Source organism: Pseudundibacterium arcticum (genome assembly GCF_042646465.1).
GTDB classification, from domain to species: Bacteria; Pseudomonadota; Gammaproteobacteria; order Burkholderiales; family Burkholderiaceae_D; genus Undibacterium_A; species Undibacterium_A arcticum.
The window spans coordinates 1-16,955 of sequence record NZ_JBHRTP010000051.1 but is presented as its reverse complement, the minus strand read 5'-3'; the positions used below and the strand labels follow the sequence as shown (position 1 = coordinate 16,955).

Below are 16,955 nucleotides of genomic sequence, written 5' to 3'. Positions count from 1 at the left end.
TCAGTGCTCCGAGTTCGGTGCACACGCTGACGACAGTTCTTGCGCGCTGCGTTTAACGGTTACTCCGATTACAAATGTACTGACACGAGCCATACACAGAGCAGTGCCCTCTATGGCTGACGGCGTTCCATCCAGCTCACCTCGGACGGGCGGCCGACCAGGCTCAGCGTCGCCGTTGCCGCCGGCGTGCGCGCAATCACTTGGCCGCCGCGGATCACTGCTAACCGGGTCGCACGCAGGCGGATCGCCTCGACCGTATCGCGCGCCTGCAACAACACCAGGTCGGCCTTGCAGCCGACGGCGATACCGTAGCCGTCCAGCCCCAGGATGCCCGCTGGCGCCGTGGTGACCGCATCGAAGCAGGCGCGCATCGCGTCCTGGCCGGTCATCTGCGCCACATGCAGCCCCATGTGCGCGACCTCCAGCATGTCGCCGCTGCCCATCGGATACCACGGGTCCATCACGCAATCATGACCAAAGGCGACTGCGACGCCGGCTGCCACCAGTTCGGGCACACGGGTCATGCCACGCCGCTTCGGATACGTGTCATGCCGGCCCTGCAGCGTGATGTTGATGAGCGGATTGGCAATCGCGGCGACGCCGGCTTCGCGGATCAGGGGGATCAGCTTGGACACATAGTAGTTGTCCATCGAATGCATCGAGGTCAGGTGTGATCCGGCCACCCGGCCTTGCAGGCCGAGGCGCTGCGTATGGTAAGCCAGTGTCTCGATATGGCGCGACAGCGGATCGTCCGACTCGTCGCAGTGCATGTCCACGCGCAGCCCGCGCCCGGCCGCCAGCTCGCACAATATGCGAACCGATTCGGCGCCATCGGCCATCGTGCGTTCGAAGTGCGGGATGCCGCCGACCACGTCGATGCCTTTGTCGAGTGCGCGTGTCAGGTTGTCCAGCGCACCTGGTGCGCGCAGCACACCATCTTGCGGAAAGGCGACCAGCTGCAGGTCGAGATAGGGTTTCACCTTTTCGCGCACGTGTAGCAGTGCATCGACGGCCAGCAGACGCGGATCGCAGACATCCACGTGCGAGCGGATCGCCAACAAACCCTTCGCCACCGCCCAGTCGCAATACGCGAGCGCACGCTCGACCAGCGCTTCTTGTCTCAGCAGCGGCTTGAGCTCGCCCCACAGCGCGATGCCTTCCAGCAGGGTGCCGGACCGGTTCACGCGCGGCAGGCCATAGGACAGCGTCGAGTCCATGTGGAAGTGAGCATCGACGAAAGGCGCGGACACCAGTTGGCCAGCCGCATCGATTGTCTCGCCCGCCTGGGCTGCCAGCGCCGGCTGCACCGCGACGATGCGGCCATCTTCGACGCCAATATCGATGCCGCTGCGGCCGTCCGCCAGCGTACAGTTGCGAATGATTAGATCAAGCATCAGACAACTCCACGAAATGCTGCCGTCAATTTGTACTAAAAGAGTGCCGCAAACAAGTGCCACGAAAACACAGGTTCATCAAGCAATATCCACTGTAGATTCAGTGTCCAGCCCGCAACCTCGCAGCAGCAGCTTGGTCAGGTGCGCAGTCGCGGACTCGATTTGCCGGGCCCCCAACCGCTTCACGCCCAGTACCGCGCACACCTGCGGCTCGAAATCCGCATAGGTCTGGGTTGCAGCCCAGATCGTGAAAAAGAGGTGGTGCGGATCGACCGGCGCCATTCTGCCGTCGGCGATCCAGCGTTCAATCACGCGGGCTTTGACATCGACCAGCGCGCGCAGGTCAGCGCGCAGATAATCGCCGATCTCGGCCGCGCCATGCAGGATTTCGTTAGCAAACACCCGTGATGCATCGGGATGGGATGCGGACAGCTTCATCTTGGCGCGGATGTAATCCGATAGTGCGCGCTTGGGGTCATTGTCCTCGCGGATGCTGTCGGTCTCGGCCAGCCAGAGCGACAGCGTATTGGCCAGCACCGCGCGATAGATATCCTTCTTGGTCCGAAAGTAGTAATGCAGGTTGGATTTAGGCATCTGCGCGCGCTGCGCGATCTCGCCCACGGTCGCGCCAGCAAAGCCGGCGCGGGCGAACACATATTCTGCCGCGTGCAGTATGTCGGCTTCATTGCTGAGGCGAATTCGTCCTTTGCCTTGCTGCTGCATCGCGCAGACTTACTTGGTACCGAACATGCGGTCGCCGGCATCACCGAGGCCGGGGATGATATAGCCATGATCGTTCAGGTAGTCGTCGATCGCCGTCGTGGTGATCGATACATCCGGATGCGCCGCCCGCAAGGCGGCGAGGCCTTCGGGCGCCGCCAGCAGGCACACGTATTTGATGGCGCCGGCACCGGTTTCCTTCAAGCGGTTGAGCGCGGCGATCGCTGAGTTGCCGGTCGCCAACATCGGGTCGACCACGATCACCAGGCGCTCGCTGATATCCTCGGGCACCTTGAAATAATATTCGACCGGCTCCAGCGTTTCCGGATCGCGATACAGACCAATATGGCCGACACGCGCGGCCGGCAGAACGTCCAGCATGCCATCCAGCATGCCGTTGCCGGCGCGCAGGATCGACACCAGGCACAGCTTCTTGCCGCTGATGGCCGGCGACTTTGTCGTCGCCAACGGCGTCTTGATCGTGACCAGCTCGGTCGGCAGGTCGCGCGTGACCTCATATGCGAGCATCTGACTGATCTCGCGCAGCAAGCGGCGGAAGTTATCAGTCGTCGTCTCCTCGCTGCGCATATAAGTCAGCTTGTGCTGGATCAGCGGATGGCTGATCAGGTTCAGGTTTCTTGTCATCGCATCTCCCGGGTTATCGTTGCTCAAAATACGGTGCCATCGCTGACGATGCTGACCGGCGGCATACCGCCTGGTCGGCGTTCTGCTGCAATCCGGCGTCCGGCGGCCCAAGTGCCGCCCTCCAGCACGCGCGCCAGCGGAAACGCCTCGGCGCTCACACCCAGCTGCGCGCGCACTGCGTCGGCCACGCGATCGAGTGCGATCACGGTCAGCGCGCGCCATTCGACCACCGCCGGCTGGTCTACCGTCAGGCTGGTGCTGCAAAAAGCCGGATCGCGCGGCAGCACCAGCCCGAGGTCGAGCAGCAAGCCGCCGTTGCGGTATTCCGGCAGGCCGGTCAACTGGTCGAGGCCGGTGACGCAAAAGCCCGCTTCTTCCAGCGGCTCCAGCAGCGAGTAAGTCAGCCATTGCATGAGCTTGTGGAAAGGCAGCAGCCCGCCCTCCACGTCCGGATGGCGCCAGCAATCGCCGAGCGACACGCCGTCCAACAGGATGCGGCCGGGCCAAACCGGACCCAGCGCGCGCAGCAGGGTCTCGAGGATGAATGACGCTTCGATCTCCTTGCCGTGCGCATGGTCGGCCAGGTAATCGAACAGATTGCCCAGGCGCCGCGTCGGGCCGAATACGGTGGGCGTGGCCGCGGCCACTTCGCCGAGACGGCGCAGCATCTGGACCCGGCCCGCGAGTCCCACCAACGGATTGCTGTCGCTCACCTGGAAGGCAGTAGCCACGGTTTGCTCAGACAGCGCGACCAGCGCCGACGCATCGGTGCGCAAGGGCTGGTTGCGCTCGGCCGACAGTGTGCCGCCGGCAAACAGCGCGAGGCTGGCCACACCCAGGCCTTCCGAGCGGGTCAGCTGGATCTGGTTGGACTGGTCGAGGTAGCGCCAGTCCGGACCGGCGCCCGCATCCAATTTGACGGAACCGTTCGTCGTATTGATCGCATAAACGACGTCGTCAAACCCGCCGGACAGCCACAACGTCTTCCGCGCCGACATTGCTAATATCCGGAATGCCGCCGCGCGGAATTGGCCGGTCTGACTTGCTCCCCAAATTAGTCCGACATCGACATAGAGTCTGCGGTTACTCATCAGTAATTTCTTGCGTCACATCAATAGGAAGAGGCTAAACGGGTACACGATTGCATATAGACGATATGGCATTGTTTATTTGGCAATAATTTTCCGCAGCTAACAAGCGATAGCAAGAAATCCGATGCCTAATGGCACGTAGGAAGGTGATCTTATTGCGGTCGAAAGAAAATCGATAAAAACAGGCGATGCGGCGGCGTCGACTTTCTGCCGAATTTATATCAGTGAATCGCCCTTGGTTTGGCAGACGCTTCCAGGCCTAAAAATTAGGTTAAATGGAGGTGTCATGAGTGCAAAGCGGTATACAGAAGAATTCAAGGTCTAAGCGGTCAAGCAGGTCAGCGGGGACATCCCGTTGCAGAAGTGGCCGCTCGGCGTGAGCGCCCACAGTGGGACTTATGCGTACTTCTGTGGACATACTTGTACATAACCAGGTGCGACACCCTCCCGGCTCACGATGTCGCTCCCAATGTGGCGGTCATGGCGATCATGATCATGATGGCGTTCCCAATCGCTATGATCGCGACCGCGACGGCGACGGCGTTCCGAATCGTTACGACCGCGTTACCGCACAGAAGCCCAATGCATTACGATGTACGGCAGGCATTCGCCACATTAAGGAGAAAAAAATGAACATTAAATTCTCAAGCAAAGGCATTCTGTACGCCCTCGGCTTTATCACCCTCTCCGCGATGTCCGTAACGGCCTTCGCGCAGAGCCGCGAATATCAGCGCGGTTACGATCAGGGTTACCGCGATGGGTCCGAGGCTCAAAGCAGCCAGGATCAGCAACGCGGACCGGTAGGACGAATCATCATTGAGAAAGCCAATTATGGTATTCGTGAAGCATCATGCGATGCACGGGATACCGTGCAGAGAGCGGTCGGCCGGCGCCGCAACCTTTCGATAGCAGCGAATAACGAGCTGTGCGGCGATCCTGCTCCAAATCGTCCGAAGCAGCTCTATGTAGAGTATCGCTGTGGCGATGGACCGGCATTACGCGCACGGACCCGCGAAGGTGGCACCGTCACACTGACTTGCCGATAACAACGGCGGTGAAAAAATAATGGCGCGACGACCGTATCGGTGTCCGCCATTTTCATTTTCCTGATCGATGTTGTCTGTCGCGGCCCGCTTATTTACTCGCTTGGTTACCGCATTCAAAAAAATTCACACTGCTTGAGATAAGCCCCCTACCCCGACAAACGCTCGTGGCCGATTGGTGTACGGACCCTACCGTTTTTGACCGTCGTTTTATAACAGGGCAATTCGTGTACGCAACGTATCGCCCGCCGCGTAGCAGCGCCGTTACCTATGTTTTTTTCGCCTACTGGCTTCGATTGGCTGCTCGATGGCAGCAACCGTGCATGGGGCCGACTGCGAGACTGCTGGCGCCGAGCGCGGGATTGCGCTACTCCAGCCGGAAGCCTACCTTGATCGTGACCTGGTAGTGCGAAACCTTCCCGTCCGCGATATGTCCTCGCGACTCGACCACTTCATACCAATCCATGTGCTTGACCGTGAGCGCTGCCTTGGCAATCGCATCGCGTATCGCGTGATCGGTACCCTCGCTTGAGGAGCCGACCAGTTCGATAAGCTTGTAAGTCTGTGCGGACATGATGTTTCCCCAATTAAGAAAGCCTGACATCGAAAGGTTGTTCTTCGCAAACAACTACCAATATTGCTCCCAAACGCGCCGGCAGTCATTACGCAGCGCACCAATGCGTGCGCGAATCCGGTGGCGTGTCAAGATAGCGTGGGCGCCGCCCGGCCCTTGGGGCTTGTTGTCTTATGTTCTTTATAAATCGGTTCGAGGTGGGATGTTTGCGCCAGAACAATCGCGCCCGGCTTTGTGTCCAGGCTTCGTCAAATTCTCGTCAAGTGGTTCGACATGGACCTGCGCCGCGCGCGCAGGGAATGCGGAGTTGGCATTGCAAGGAGCTTCGCGTACATCGCGCGAGGTGGGAATGCAGGTCGCGGAAGTTTGCGAATGGTCGCGAGCGATGGTCTAATAACGGTCGGACCTGCCCCAACCTTCATGGCCTTCGCCACCCCTGTCGCGGTGGTGGTCATGCCAATCGCCGCCGCCATGCCTATAGCCGCCTTCCCAACCTGGACCATACGGCGCCACTACACACCCGCCGAGTAACACGGCCAACGTAACAAAAATTGTCAGACGTTTCATGGCGGGCTCCACAATAATTGGCGACATACGTTTCGACACCAACGTCTGCTGGCGGTTCACGTCAGGTTAGTAGACCAAACCCCACCCAATACGCCATGTTTAGCCACCGTACGCTGGAAGAACGCATTCCTGTTCAATAAGAGCGACCCCGACCGCTGCTCAGGCCGATTGCAACTCCTGATATAGCGCAATAAATTCATGGCTTAACTTGTGACGCGCATCCAGATGAATCATCGGCAGACCCTGTTCGTGCGATTCGCGAATCCTGATTGAGCTGGAGAGCTTGCTATCGAGCACCGGCAGGCCTTCGGCCAAGAGTTCGTTCACCATACGCAGCGGCAGACTGGCGCGTGGCTGGAACTGATTTACGACGATGCCCTCGACCGCCAGCGTCGGATTGTGGTCGGCCCTGATCTCCGCCACATTGTTCAGCAGTGTGTAGAGCGCCTGGCGCGAGAAATCGTCGCAGTCGAACGGAATCAGGCAACAGTCGGCGGCGATCAGCGCGGACTGGGTAAAGAAGTTATAGGCTGGCGGCGTATCGATGATGATTTCGTCATATTCTTTTGCCAGTTCGACCAGAGTGTCGCGCAGTTTATAGATCTTGTGGCGCGATTCGAGCTTGGATTGCAGATCACCGATTGCCGGGTGAGAGGGAATCAACGACAGGTTCTCGAAACGGGTTGCATGCACGTAGCTGTTCGCCGCCTTGGGGTAAATAACGAAATCCAAGGTCTGTTGAAAGTAATCGGCCAAAGTAGGAGTCGCCTCCTTGGCCGCGTCGCCCATCAGATAGCGGCTGGAATTACACTGCGGATCAATGTCAATCAACAACGTTTTTTTGCCTTGGTGCGCCGCAATGGCGGCGAGGTTAACCGCTATGGTCGATTTCCCGACTCCGCCCTTTTGATTGAAGATGACACGTTTCATACTGCATCCCGTTGAAGTAATTGTCCTGATGAGGATTTTAGCTGATTGCTGCAATGCAAAAAATTATTCCGTGTCGCTTATTTGCTGACGGTTGTGTTGCTTTCGCAACAAAGTACTACCAGCGAATGATCTTGCCGGGGTTCATGATGTTCTTCGGATCAAATGCATGCTTGAGTGCGCGCATCATGTCGATCGCATTGTCGCCATGTTCCTGCACCAGAAAATCCATCTTGTGCAAGCCGACCCCGTGTTCGCCAGTACAGGTACCGTCCATCGCCAGCGCACGCGACACCATGCGTGCGTTGACGCCTTCGGCCTTCGCCACATCGGCCGCATCATGCGGATCGACCATCATCAATACGTGAAAATTGCCATCGCCGACGTGACCGATGATCGAATAAACCATCTCATTTTTTTCGCAATCGGCCTTGGTATCGAGGATGCATTCGGCCAGCCGCGAAATCGGCACGCAGCAATCGGTCGAGATCGACCTGGCACCGGGACGCATCTGCAATAGCGCGAAATAGGCGTTGTGACGCGCGGTCCACAAGCGCGATCGGTCTTCCGGGCGCGTGGCCCATTCAAAGCCGACTGCGCTGTGTTCTGCTGCGATTGATTGCACCAGTTCTGCCTGTTCCTGGACGCCCTGCTCGCTGCCGTGAAATTCAAAGAGCAGCAACGGCTGCTCCGGCAGATTCAGCTTGTCATGCGCATTGATGGCCTTGACGCCATTCTCGTCCAGAAATTCAACCCGCGCGATCGGGACGCCCATCTGGATGGTCTGAATCACACAGTTGACGGCATCTGAGGTGCTCGGAAACGAGCATACCGCCGCTGAAATGGCTTCCGGTTGCGGATACAGCTTGACCGTGACTTCGGTGATGATGCCGAGCGTGCCCTCGCTGCCGACGAAAACGCGCGTCAAGTCGTAGCCGGCCGATGATTTTCTTGCGCGGGTGCCGGTCTTGATGATGCGGCCGTCCGCCGTGACCACCGTGAGCGCCAGCGTGTTCTCGCGCATCGTGCCGTAACGCACCGCGTTGGTGCCGGAAGCACGGGTCGCCGCCATGCCGCCAAGCGACGCATCGGCGCCCGGATCGATCGGGAAGAACAAGCCGCTATCCTTGAGCTCCCGATTCAATTGCTTGCGCGTCACGCCCGCCTGCGCGGTCGCCGTCAAGTCCTCGGCATGCACCGCCACCATTTGATTCATTTGCGACAGATCGATCGTCACTCCGCCTTGCAAAGCCAGCACATGGCCTTCCAACGACGTGCCGGCGCCGTAGGGAATGACCGGCACGCCATGTGCATGGCACAGCTTGACGGTGGCCGCCACTTCGTCGGTCGACTGGGCAAACACCACGGCGTCGGGCAGCATCGGATCATACGAGGATTCATCGCGGCCATGATACTCCCGCACCGCGTGCGTGGTGGACAAGCGCTCATCGAAGATCGACAGCAATGCCGACAATAGCGATTCCGGCAACGCCTGATTCAGTACCGAAGATTGAACTGGATGATTCATGGCGATCTCCCTGTTGATGCAATCTTACCCCCTAAAAATCCACCCCCTCGTCACAATCGCAACAGAGGTGGGGGAAACTTCACTGGCAGGCACTTGAACCTCCCGTAGTTTTCCTGATATGGGGACGGGTCACCTAGCCTCGACATCAGCGCTAGAATATGTTTTTAACCAACCTCGGCAGGCTCGTAACCATTGGCGCAGATGGTTAAGCGGCCAGACGCGTTTATGCAAATGCCTGCGCATCTGCCGGAGTTTGATGAAATGTAAGGATTCCCTCACTGCTGTGACTAACTGTCAACGATCCATAGTGGTCGACAGTCAACAGCAAAGGATGTCCTGCCATGTGCAATCGGAGACAAGTTCTACGCCGTTTTACGGCTTTTGCCGGAGGCATGTTCGCGCTGCCCGGGGCGCTTTTCAGTCCGGGCGTTCATGCAGCGGAACCGTTTGAAGTCATGCATACCGATGCCGAATGGCGGAAACGGCTGACTTCGCAGCAGTACAAGATATTGCGGCAAGCCGGAACCGAGCGGCCGTTTTCGAATCCGCTCGATCATGAAAAGAGAACGGGCGTGTACGTTTGCGCAGGATGCAAACTGCCGCTCTTTTCTTCTCAGACCAAGTTCGACAGCGGCACTGGTTGGCCGAGCTTCTGGAAGCCTCTGGACAAGGCGGTAGAGAAGTCGACCGACACCATATTAGGCATGACGCGCGACGAAGTGCATTGTCGCCGATGCGGTGGTCATCTTGGCCATGTGTTCGACGATGGACCACCACCTACCGGCTTGCGCTATTGCATGAACGGTACTGCACTGATCTTTATTTCCAAGACCTAATCCGTAAACACCTGCAAACACCTGCAAGCGCCTGCGATCACCTCTGACGCGGCGCTATGCGACCTGGAGCAATAACATGAGATTCGAACGCAATGGCTTTTCAACAAAACGGCATTTTCTGACAAGCGGCAAACTGTTTCTGCTTGCCGGGGCACTGCTAATAGTTGGTGCCGGTATCCAGTTCACCAACAGCGTGGCAGGCGAGAGCGCCGTCAAAATCCCGCCGCCAGCAGTGGACGAAGTCGCCGGCACGCAAGGTGCCCAGGAGAAAGCGGTTTTTGCGGGCGGGTGCTTTTGGGGCATTCAAGCCGTATTCCAGCACACTAAAGGCGTGCTGCAGGCGGTGTCTGGGTATGCCGGAGGCAAGCAGGAGACCGCGGACTATGAGCGCGTGAGCTCCGGCAATACAGGACATGCGGAATCGGTGGAGATCACCTTCGATCCCAAGCAAATTTCTTACGGGAGGCTGCTGCAAATTTATTTTTCCGTGGCGCATGACCCGACCCAGCTCAATCGACAATTCCCTGACTCAGGGACACAGTACCGGTCGGCCGTTTTTTACAGGAACACCCACCAGAAACAGGTTGCCGAACGCTACATTGCGCAGTTGGACGCGGCGCATGTCTTTCCACGCAAAATCGTGACGCAGTTGAGCCCGCTCAGTGCCTTCTATCCTGCGGAAGCCTATCACCAGGATTACGCCACCTTGCATCCGGAGTCGGGCTACATCGCGACTTACGATCTACCGAAAATCTCCAATCTGAAAAGCACGCTTCCGGAAGTGTATCGGGACATCCCCGTGCTGGTGACATCACAGGCGCCTGGGAAGCTCACTAACCGAAAATGAAACTGGCGGAGCGTCCTGCGATGCACTGCGATGCCTGGCAATTTTCGCGACCACCGCAGCGTTTTTCGAGGTTAGTTCGTTAATCTTCGCAGTGCGCGTAGAAAATTCGACGCGTCCAGACGCGTCATCCTTTCCCTTTTTGTCTAATGTAAACGCTCCGTAAACCCCGGTCTGGGGCTTGCGTGGCTGGAAATTAGCAATGTCCCGGCTTTACAGATTTCGGCCTGTAGCCTTTTTTATTTTTGTCTGATTTGCACCCCATTTTGTCCTCCACGATTTAAAAAACCGCCCCACACGCAATCCAAGCTGCTCACTCAGCAGAAATGCAAATACGGCATGTCGTCGGATGATAGACGTCTGCAAATCTGCATTCATCTGCGCTTTAGCGATAATATGTCCCCGGTTGATGCTGCGGGGCAACCAATTCAGGCCGAGCGCTTCGTTCTTCGCTACTCCCATATTTCTGTAAATATAGAATGTAGATAACCAATGCATAGATTCAGGACAACGGTGTTCAGCAGCCTCCCGAAGTCAATCGACCCCAAGCAGGCGCTGCGCATGCGCCGCTATTTCATGGCGGCCGGGACGTCTCTCCTGGCGATCGGCCTGCTGTTTGCCTGCTATCTGCAGGGCGCTCTGTCAAGCGCCGCATTCTTTCAAAGCGCCACCCTTGTCCTGCTGGCGATCCTCGCTTTCTACGTCGTGTTCCGCTCCGGGCTCAATCTGAGGTTCAGCGATCCGAATCTCGCCGTTCCGCAAATGTTGGCCTCGAGCCTCGTGACCCTGTACGCCATGTACGCTGCCGATGGGGCGCGGGCTGTGTTCCTGGTGCTCCTGTTGATGGCCTTTCTGTTCAGCGTGTTGCAACTTACGCGACGGGCATTACTGGTTTACGCTGCGTGTATTTTAGGTGCCTACGGCGGCGTGATCGGCCTGCTGTGGCGCTTCAAGCCGCGCTCGCTGGACCTGCGTCTGGAGCTGCTGCAGTGGCTGGCGCTTGCGCTCACCCTGCCCTGGTTCGCGCTGATGGGCGGCTTTATCAGCGGGCTGCGCAAGCAGTTGCACAAAAGCAACAAGGAACTGCAAGCGGTGTTGCAAAGGGTTCAGGCGAGTGAGGCGAGCCTGGCTCAGGCCCAGCGCATCGCCGGGCTTGGTAGCTGGACGCTCGACCGCGCGCGTCGTTCCGCCACCTGGTCTTTGGAGACCTATCGCCTGTTTGGCGTCGATCCCGCACAGCCCACCCTGACCGGCGAACGATTCGTGCGGCTCGTGCATCCGGAAGACCGCCTGCATTACAACGAACTCATACAAACGGCGTTGCGCGAAGGCCTTGATTTCGACGACCAGTTCCGCATTGTGCTTCCCAATGGCGAGATTCGCTGGTTGCACGCGCTGGGACAGCCGGACGTCGACGCCGATGGAAACGCGACGCTTTTGCGCGGCACGGTGATGGATATCACTAAGCGCAAGGTCGCGGAAGACGAAATCCGGCAATTGGCTTTCTACGATCCGCTCACCCGTTTGCCAAACCGGCGCTTGCTAACCGATCGGCTGCACCACGCGTTGGCTGCCAGCACCCGCAGCAAGCGGCACGGCGCCTTGCTGTTCATCGATCTCGACAACTTCAAGACCATCAACGACACTCTCGGGCATGATAAGGGTGACCTTTTGCTGCAACTGGTCGCCAAGCGTCTTTCAAGCTGCGTGCGCGTGGCAGATACGGTGGCCCGGCAGGGCGGCGACGAGTTCGTCATCATGCTGATGGACCTGAGCGAGGTCCCGGAGGAAGCGGCCGTGCAAACAGAGGTCATTGGTGAGAATATCCTCGCAGCCCTGAGCCGGCCCTACCAGGTCGCCGGCCATGTCTACCACAACACCGCGAGTATCGGCGCCACGTTGTTCGATGGTCACCTCGAATCCACCAATGAGCTGCTGAAACGCGCAGACCTCAGCATGTACCAGGCCAAGGCGGCAGGCCGCAATGTCCTGCGCTTCTTCGAAGAGGACATGCAGGCAACCGTCACTCTGCGCGCCGAGATGGAGACGGCTCTGCGCCAAGGGCTGCAGGACGGTCAGTTTCTCCTTTATTACCAAGCCCAAATAGATGACGCGGGTTGCGTGACCGGTGCCGAAGCTTTGGTGCGCTGGCAGCATCCAGTACGCGGCCTGGTATGTCCTGCCGAGTTCATTCCCCCAGCTGAGGTGACCGGGCTGATCCTGCCTTTGGGCCGCTGGGTACTGGAAACGGCCTGTGCGCAGCTGACAGCCTGGTCCTCCCGTCCGGCAACGGCCCACCTCACTATGGCGGTGAATGTCAGCGCCCGACAGTTCCGGCAGCCCGATTTCGTGAAGCAGGTGGTGGAACTGCTGGATCGTACTGGAGCCAATGCACGAAAGCTCAAGCTGGAGCTGACCGAAAGTATGCTTCTGGACAACATGGAGGAGATCATCGCCAAAATGAGCGCGCTGAAAGCCCTAGGTGTGGGCTTTTCGCTGGATGATTTTGGTACCGGCTATTCGTCGCTGTCCTACCTTAAGCGCCTTCCCCTGGACCAGCTCAAGATTGACCAGTCCTTCGTCAGGGACGTGCTCACTGATCCCAACGATGCCGCGATTGTTCGCACCATTGTGGCTCTCGCGCAAAGTCTCGGCCTGTCGGTTATCGCGGAGGGAGTGGAAACTGAGCCACAGAGAGACTTCCTTGCCCGCAATGGCTGCAATGCCTACCAGGGCTACTTGTACAGCCGACCGCTGCCGCCCGAACAGTTTGAGTCCCTGAATCTGATAGGCGTCCGTTCAAAGGGATTAAGCGATCTCAATATCCACGTTAGCCCTGAAATAATTGAACCAGCCTTAATCGGTCCAAGCCCTATCAGTTAATTTCGCGCTCAACCGGGAACCCTGGAGCAGATTCTAGCGTCGCAACAAAGAACCACCCAAGCCCTGTAGCGGCCCCAGAGGGTTACGTTCATCCACAAATTGCTGGATATTCGGCTTGCCGCTCCACAGTTTGTATATCACGCGCGTATTCCTGACCACGACGATTGCATCGAACTGCCATCCGGAAATATCCACGCGGCGGTGGAAACTCAGGAAATCCAGCCAAAAATTGCCAAAACGCTTGCGGTCCAGATGCGTCTGCTCTATCTCATAGGCGACGCAAGATTTGGTTTCCATCAGGCAGCTTTGCAATTCCGGATCCAGCAAACGCACATCGATGGAAGAGCCGGCGACAATCTTGCGCAGCAAGTCGGCGTGGCTCAAGATGGCGACGTTTGGTGTTTTTTCCGGGTCGATGCCTGACGTTTTCAATTCCGCCGTCGTAGTTGTGTAGGGAACAATGCTGTCAAACATGGCTTGTGCATCTGAATAACTGTGCCATGGAGTTCGCATATCCTCCTTGGAATGCGGCAACAGGTCAGCACACCCGGACAGCAATAAGAAAACGCCTGCGATAGAGCATTTTTTCAGAACGCAACGCCGCATCAGCTTCATATGGTGTCCATGTGACCGTTTATTAAGCCCTGGATGAAAGCGATAATCCGCAATCCATTCAGGCAAGAATCACGGAGCAGCCTCAAATATTCGGATCCAGATCTTATCTGGCCTGCAAAATGCCTCCATGAAACAAATAACTGGCGACAATATGGCATAGATCAAACGAATGAAATGCAATCATTTTGCTATCGGCAGCGCTGCCGGTTCACACAAACGGGGTAAAGAAACGTAGTGCTTGGCTGTACCAGCTCAGACTTAAGCTGACAGATGGTGTCAGGAATGAACGGCTGCAATCGACTCGAAGTAGCGATTGAGCCAACGGCCGGGAGCCGGCTCCATGCCGCAAGCAGCGAGGAGGTCCTGAGTTTTGTGTAATCGGGGTATCGTTTAATGCTGCGGCATGCGCTCATCGAGCATGATGGTGAACCGATTCAGCGCCGCTTTCCAGTTCGGAATCGGCATTGCACTATGTTTTTTGTTCGGCCTCTTGTTTGCCGCTATCGTGGCTGGGAGCAGTCTGCTAGGTCAGCACGGCGCGTCCGATAATGGTACGGGCGATGCATTCTGTCCGGCTGTGCTGCGGCTTCGGGACAGCGCGTGTGAGGGTCGCGTTTCATACGCGAGGCTGCAACACCGCATCCTCGGCAATTCACTGAATCATTGACGCTTCATTGCCTCCTTCTTCACCTTCTTGTCGGCCTTTTTCTCCTTCAATGTTTTGGCGGGTTCCTTCTTGGTGGTTTTCTTCGCGTCTTGACTTTTGCTCATGGCACTTGCTCCATCGTTGAAATTTTGAACGCTGCATGGTCGATTAAATGACATTGCAGCCGTTGGTACGTCCCCAGTATAGTAGCACTTGGATTTCTTCAACCGCTATGCGCAATCGCTCCAAATGGCACCCCGATCAGGACAAATCCGGCCAGCCTGGGGCCGCAGGCAATGCATCGCATTCCTGAAAATCACGCCGCTGTTGATTTCCCCGCGCGATGATGAACAAGGCTTCGGCCATACCGATCTGGCCGATGGTTGAATTAAGGCTTCTTCTTGATCAGGGAAGACAAGGCCGCAAAAGGGTTGTGGGTTGCGGCGGCCACGCTGCTGCCGTGTCCCGACGTGCCCTGCTGATCCGCCTCCAGATAACGCGAGTGTTCGTTGTCGTGGCAGTACAGGCAGAGCAACTCCCAGTTGCTGCCGTCGGCTGGATTGTCGTTGTGATTGTGGTTGCGGTGATGCACCGTCAATTGTGACAGGTTGTCACGGGTGAACTCCCGCATGCAGCGGCCGCAAATCCAGGGATACATTTTGAGCGCCCGCTCGCGGTAACCCTGCTCGCGCAGGTCTGCGCTACGGCGGGCATCGGCCACGATCTTGTCCAGCCTGGCGCTATCCGGTTTTTTCTGCAACATGGTTCTTCCTCTGGACTAGCCTACTGAAAGGCGTTTTGCTTAAGCGTTTTGCTTAAGCGCTTTGCTTAAGCGCTTTGCTTAATTTGTATCAGTTAAATTAGACCAATATATCACCACATTCCGTCATCCAAACGCGGACCAAAGGACATCACCTTGCGCTTCATTCACTCCTCGGACTGGCATCTGGGCCAGACCCTGCATAACTTCGAATGCCGCTTCGAGCATCAGGCGAACGCGCCATGCGCGCCGCCTTGCAACGCGAGCGCGATCGGCTTCTGCGCGCTCGACCGTTGTCTTGGGGCCGGGCATCATGCGGACGGCGCGCCGCTTCTGCCGGTCAGGAACCAGGTATGCAGCGCGCCCATACCCTTGGCGTCGATGATGCCGCGCTCCTCGAACAGGAACGGCTCCGCCAGCCGCCGTCGGGTGGCCTCCGTCACCTGCACGCGTCCGGCCACGCCATGGGATTCCATCCGGCTGGCGGTGTTCACCGCGTCTCCCCACAAGTCATAGATGAACTTGCGCTTGCCGATGACGCCGGCCACCACCGCGCCGCTGTTGATGCCAATGCGCAACTGCAAGCGGTAGCCGTTGCGCGCATTGAAGCGGTCCAGCGCGTCGAGCATATCCAGCGCCATGTGGGCCGCCCGCACTGCGTGATCGGGCGCCGGCACCGGCAGTCCTGCGGCAGCCATGTAGGCATCGCCAATGGTCTTGATCTTCTCGAGGCCGCGGTGGTCCGCAATGCTGTCAAAGTCGGTGAAGATTTCATTGAGCATCGCCACCAGCCGCTCCGGGCTCATACCCGCGGACACCCTGGTGAACTCGACGATATCCGCGAATAGCACCGTCACCTCCGGGAAGCTGTCGGCGATGGCCTCCGGGATGCCATCAGCGCTGAGGTCGGGGCGCGCCTTCAAGCGCTCGGCAATGGGAGAGGGCAGCAGGTTGAGCAGCAGCCGCTCCGACACCTTCTGCTCCGCCACGATCTTGTCGTACAGGCCCTTGAGCTCGTCGCCCTGACGACGGATCAGCTCACGGCTTGCCTCCACTTGCCGCAACGTCTGCTCCAGCACTTTGCTGTAATTCAGCGATTCTTTGTGCAACAGGCGCACTTCCAGCATGTTGCGAACGCGCATCAGCACCTCGGCCAGATCAAATGGTTTGCTGACGAAATCCTTCGCGCCGGCTTGCAGCGCGCGCAGCTTGTGACCCGGTTGGGCGGTGATCACGAGGACCGGAAGGTAGCCGCCCGTTTCGATTTCCTTCAAGCCCTCCATCACCTCGAATCCATCCATGCCGGGCATCTGCAGATCGAGCAGGATCAGGTCGTAGCGGTTTTTTCGGTGCAGCGCGCAGACCCCATGCGGATCCATCGTCGACGTGATAGAAGTGTAGCCGGCACCGCGCAGCATCCGCTCGAGCAGCAGGACATTTGCTTCCATGTCGTCAACGACAAGGACGTTGGCGTCAAGTAGGTCGGATGAACTGATCATCGCATGCTTCCTGCCTCATTGGCGCCGATTAACCCTCGCGAATGCCAGTGCCACGTTCAGCGCGTCCATGAACTCATCGAGCTTGATTGGCTTGGTCACATAGCGGAAGAATCCTGCCTGCATGCCCTTCTCGATGTCGCGTGGCATCGCATTGGCACTGAGGGCGATGACCGGGATGTGCGCCGTAGCCGGGTCGTCGCGCAGGATTTTCAGGGCGTCAACGCCGCTGATGTCCGGCAGATTGATGTCCATCACGATCACCTCCGGCTGCGCGGTGCGCGCCAGCGCGATGCCGAGCTGCCCATTCACCGCGGTCAGCAGGCGCAGCTCGGTGTGGCGCGCGATGAGTTGTTCGACCAGTTCCCGGTTCGCCGGGTTGTCCT

The 16,955-nt window shown here is 58.1% G+C and carries 16 protein-coding genes; 5 read left to right on the top strand and 11 right to left on the bottom strand.

Annotated elements, in window-relative coordinates; all coding sequences use genetic code 11:
* Positions 1–110: 110 nt before the first annotated feature.
* From ACFOFO_RS15690 to ACFOFO_RS15675, 4 genes are all read right to left on the bottom strand, one after another.
* Positions 111–1,394, bottom strand: a complete 1,284-nt coding sequence (locus ACFOFO_RS15690; RefSeq protein WP_390323954.1) for an amidohydrolase family protein — start codon at positions 1,392–1,394, stop codon at positions 111–113.
* A 78-nt stretch (positions 1,395–1,472) separates the two neighbouring features.
* The gene (locus tag ACFOFO_RS15685) at positions 1,473–2,117 is read right to left on the bottom strand and encodes a TetR/AcrR family transcriptional regulator (protein ID WP_390323952.1); all 645 of its coding nucleotides are present in this window, start codon (positions 2,115–2,117) and stop codon (positions 1,473–1,475) included.
* A gap of 9 nt (positions 2,118–2,126) precedes the next feature.
* Complete coding sequence (gene upp / locus ACFOFO_RS15680; protein WP_390323950.1) at positions 2,127–2,759, bottom strand: uracil phosphoribosyltransferase; 633 nt, start codon at positions 2,757–2,759, stop codon at positions 2,127–2,129.
* Positions 2,760–2,782: 23 nt separating this feature from the next.
* Positions 2,783–3,850, bottom strand: a complete 1,068-nt coding sequence (locus tag ACFOFO_RS15675) for a DUF1688 family protein (protein WP_390323948.1) — start codon at positions 3,848–3,850, stop codon at positions 2,783–2,785.
* A gap of 629 nt (positions 3,851–4,479) precedes the next feature.
* Between ACFOFO_RS15675 and ACFOFO_RS15670 the strand changes: the two genes are divergently transcribed.
* The gene (locus tag ACFOFO_RS15670) at positions 4,480–4,896 is read left to right on the top strand and encodes a hypothetical protein (protein WP_390323946.1); all 417 of its coding nucleotides are present in this window, start codon (positions 4,480–4,482) and stop codon (positions 4,894–4,896) included.
* 364 nt (positions 4,897–5,260) lie between these two features.
* On the opposite strand, the gene ACFOFO_RS15665 is transcribed toward ACFOFO_RS15670, so the two are convergent.
* The 3 genes from ACFOFO_RS15665 to ACFOFO_RS15655 all read right to left on the bottom strand — a co-directional run bounded on the left by ACFOFO_RS15665 (position 5,261) and on the right by ACFOFO_RS15655 (position 8,489).
* Positions 5,261–5,467 (bottom strand): dodecin, encoded by a 207-nt coding sequence (locus tag ACFOFO_RS15665; protein WP_390323945.1) that lies wholly within the window; start codon positions 5,465–5,467, stop codon positions 5,261–5,263.
* 726 nt (positions 5,468–6,193) lie between these two features.
* A complete protein-coding gene (locus ACFOFO_RS15660; protein WP_390323943.1) occupies positions 6,194–6,964 on the bottom strand; it encodes a ParA family protein in 771 nt (256 codons plus the stop codon).
* A gap of 115 nt (positions 6,965–7,079) precedes the next feature.
* On the bottom strand, positions 7,080–8,489 hold the full coding sequence (locus ACFOFO_RS15655) for an FAD-binding oxidoreductase (protein WP_390323942.1): 1,410 nt from the start codon (positions 8,487–8,489) through the stop codon (positions 7,080–7,082).
* Positions 8,490–8,830: 341 nt separating this feature from the next.
* On the opposite strand from ACFOFO_RS15655, the gene msrB reads away from it, so the two are divergent.
* The 3 genes from msrB to ACFOFO_RS15640 all read left to right on the top strand — a co-directional run bounded on the left by msrB (position 8,831) and on the right by ACFOFO_RS15640 (position 13,052).
* The gene (gene msrB, locus ACFOFO_RS15650; RefSeq protein ID WP_390331971.1) at positions 8,831–9,325 is read left to right on the top strand and encodes a peptide-methionine (R)-S-oxide reductase MsrB; all 495 of its coding nucleotides are present in this window, start codon (positions 8,831–8,833) and stop codon (positions 9,323–9,325) included.
* 76 nt (positions 9,326–9,401) lie between these two features.
* The gene (msrA, locus tag ACFOFO_RS15645) at positions 9,402–10,172 is read left to right on the top strand and encodes a peptide-methionine (S)-S-oxide reductase MsrA (protein ID WP_390331969.1); all 771 of its coding nucleotides are present in this window, start codon (positions 9,402–9,404) and stop codon (positions 10,170–10,172) included.
* Between the two features lie 510 nt (positions 10,173–10,682).
* Positions 10,683–13,052, top strand: coding sequence for a putative bifunctional diguanylate cyclase/phosphodiesterase (locus ACFOFO_RS15640; protein WP_390323940.1), 2,370 nt, complete (start codon positions 10,683–10,685; stop codon positions 13,050–13,052).
* A 33-nt stretch (positions 13,053–13,085) separates the two neighbouring features.
* Here ACFOFO_RS15640 and ACFOFO_RS15635 read toward each other — a convergent pair whose 3' ends face one another.
* Positions 13,086–13,667 (bottom strand): hypothetical protein, encoded by a 582-nt coding sequence (locus tag ACFOFO_RS15635; RefSeq protein WP_390331968.1) that lies wholly within the window; start codon positions 13,665–13,667, stop codon positions 13,086–13,088.
* Between the two features lie 895 nt (positions 13,668–14,562).
* Here ACFOFO_RS15635 and ACFOFO_RS15630 point away from each other — a divergent pair.
* On the top strand, positions 14,563–14,700 hold the full coding sequence (locus tag ACFOFO_RS15630; protein WP_390323937.1) for a hypothetical protein: 138 nt from the start codon (positions 14,563–14,565) through the stop codon (positions 14,698–14,700).
* Between the two features lies 1 nt (position 14,701).
* Here the strand turns inward: ACFOFO_RS15630 and ACFOFO_RS15625 are convergent, their stop codons facing one another.
* The 3 genes from ACFOFO_RS15625 to ACFOFO_RS15615 all read right to left on the bottom strand — a co-directional run.
* Positions 14,702–15,076 carry a YajD family HNH nuclease gene (locus ACFOFO_RS15625; protein WP_390323935.1) on the bottom strand — a complete coding sequence of 125 codons (375 nt, stop codon included), beginning with the start codon at positions 15,074–15,076 and terminating at the stop codon, positions 14,702–14,704.
* A gap of 308 nt (positions 15,077–15,384) precedes the next feature.
* Positions 15,385–16,572, bottom strand: coding sequence for an adenylate/guanylate cyclase domain-containing protein (locus ACFOFO_RS15620; RefSeq protein ID WP_390323933.1), 1,188 nt, complete (start codon positions 16,570–16,572; stop codon positions 15,385–15,387).
* Between the two features lie 15 nt (positions 16,573–16,587).
* On the bottom strand, positions 16,588–16,955 hold a 368-nt coding region (locus ACFOFO_RS15615), incomplete at its 5' end, for a response regulator (protein WP_390331967.1).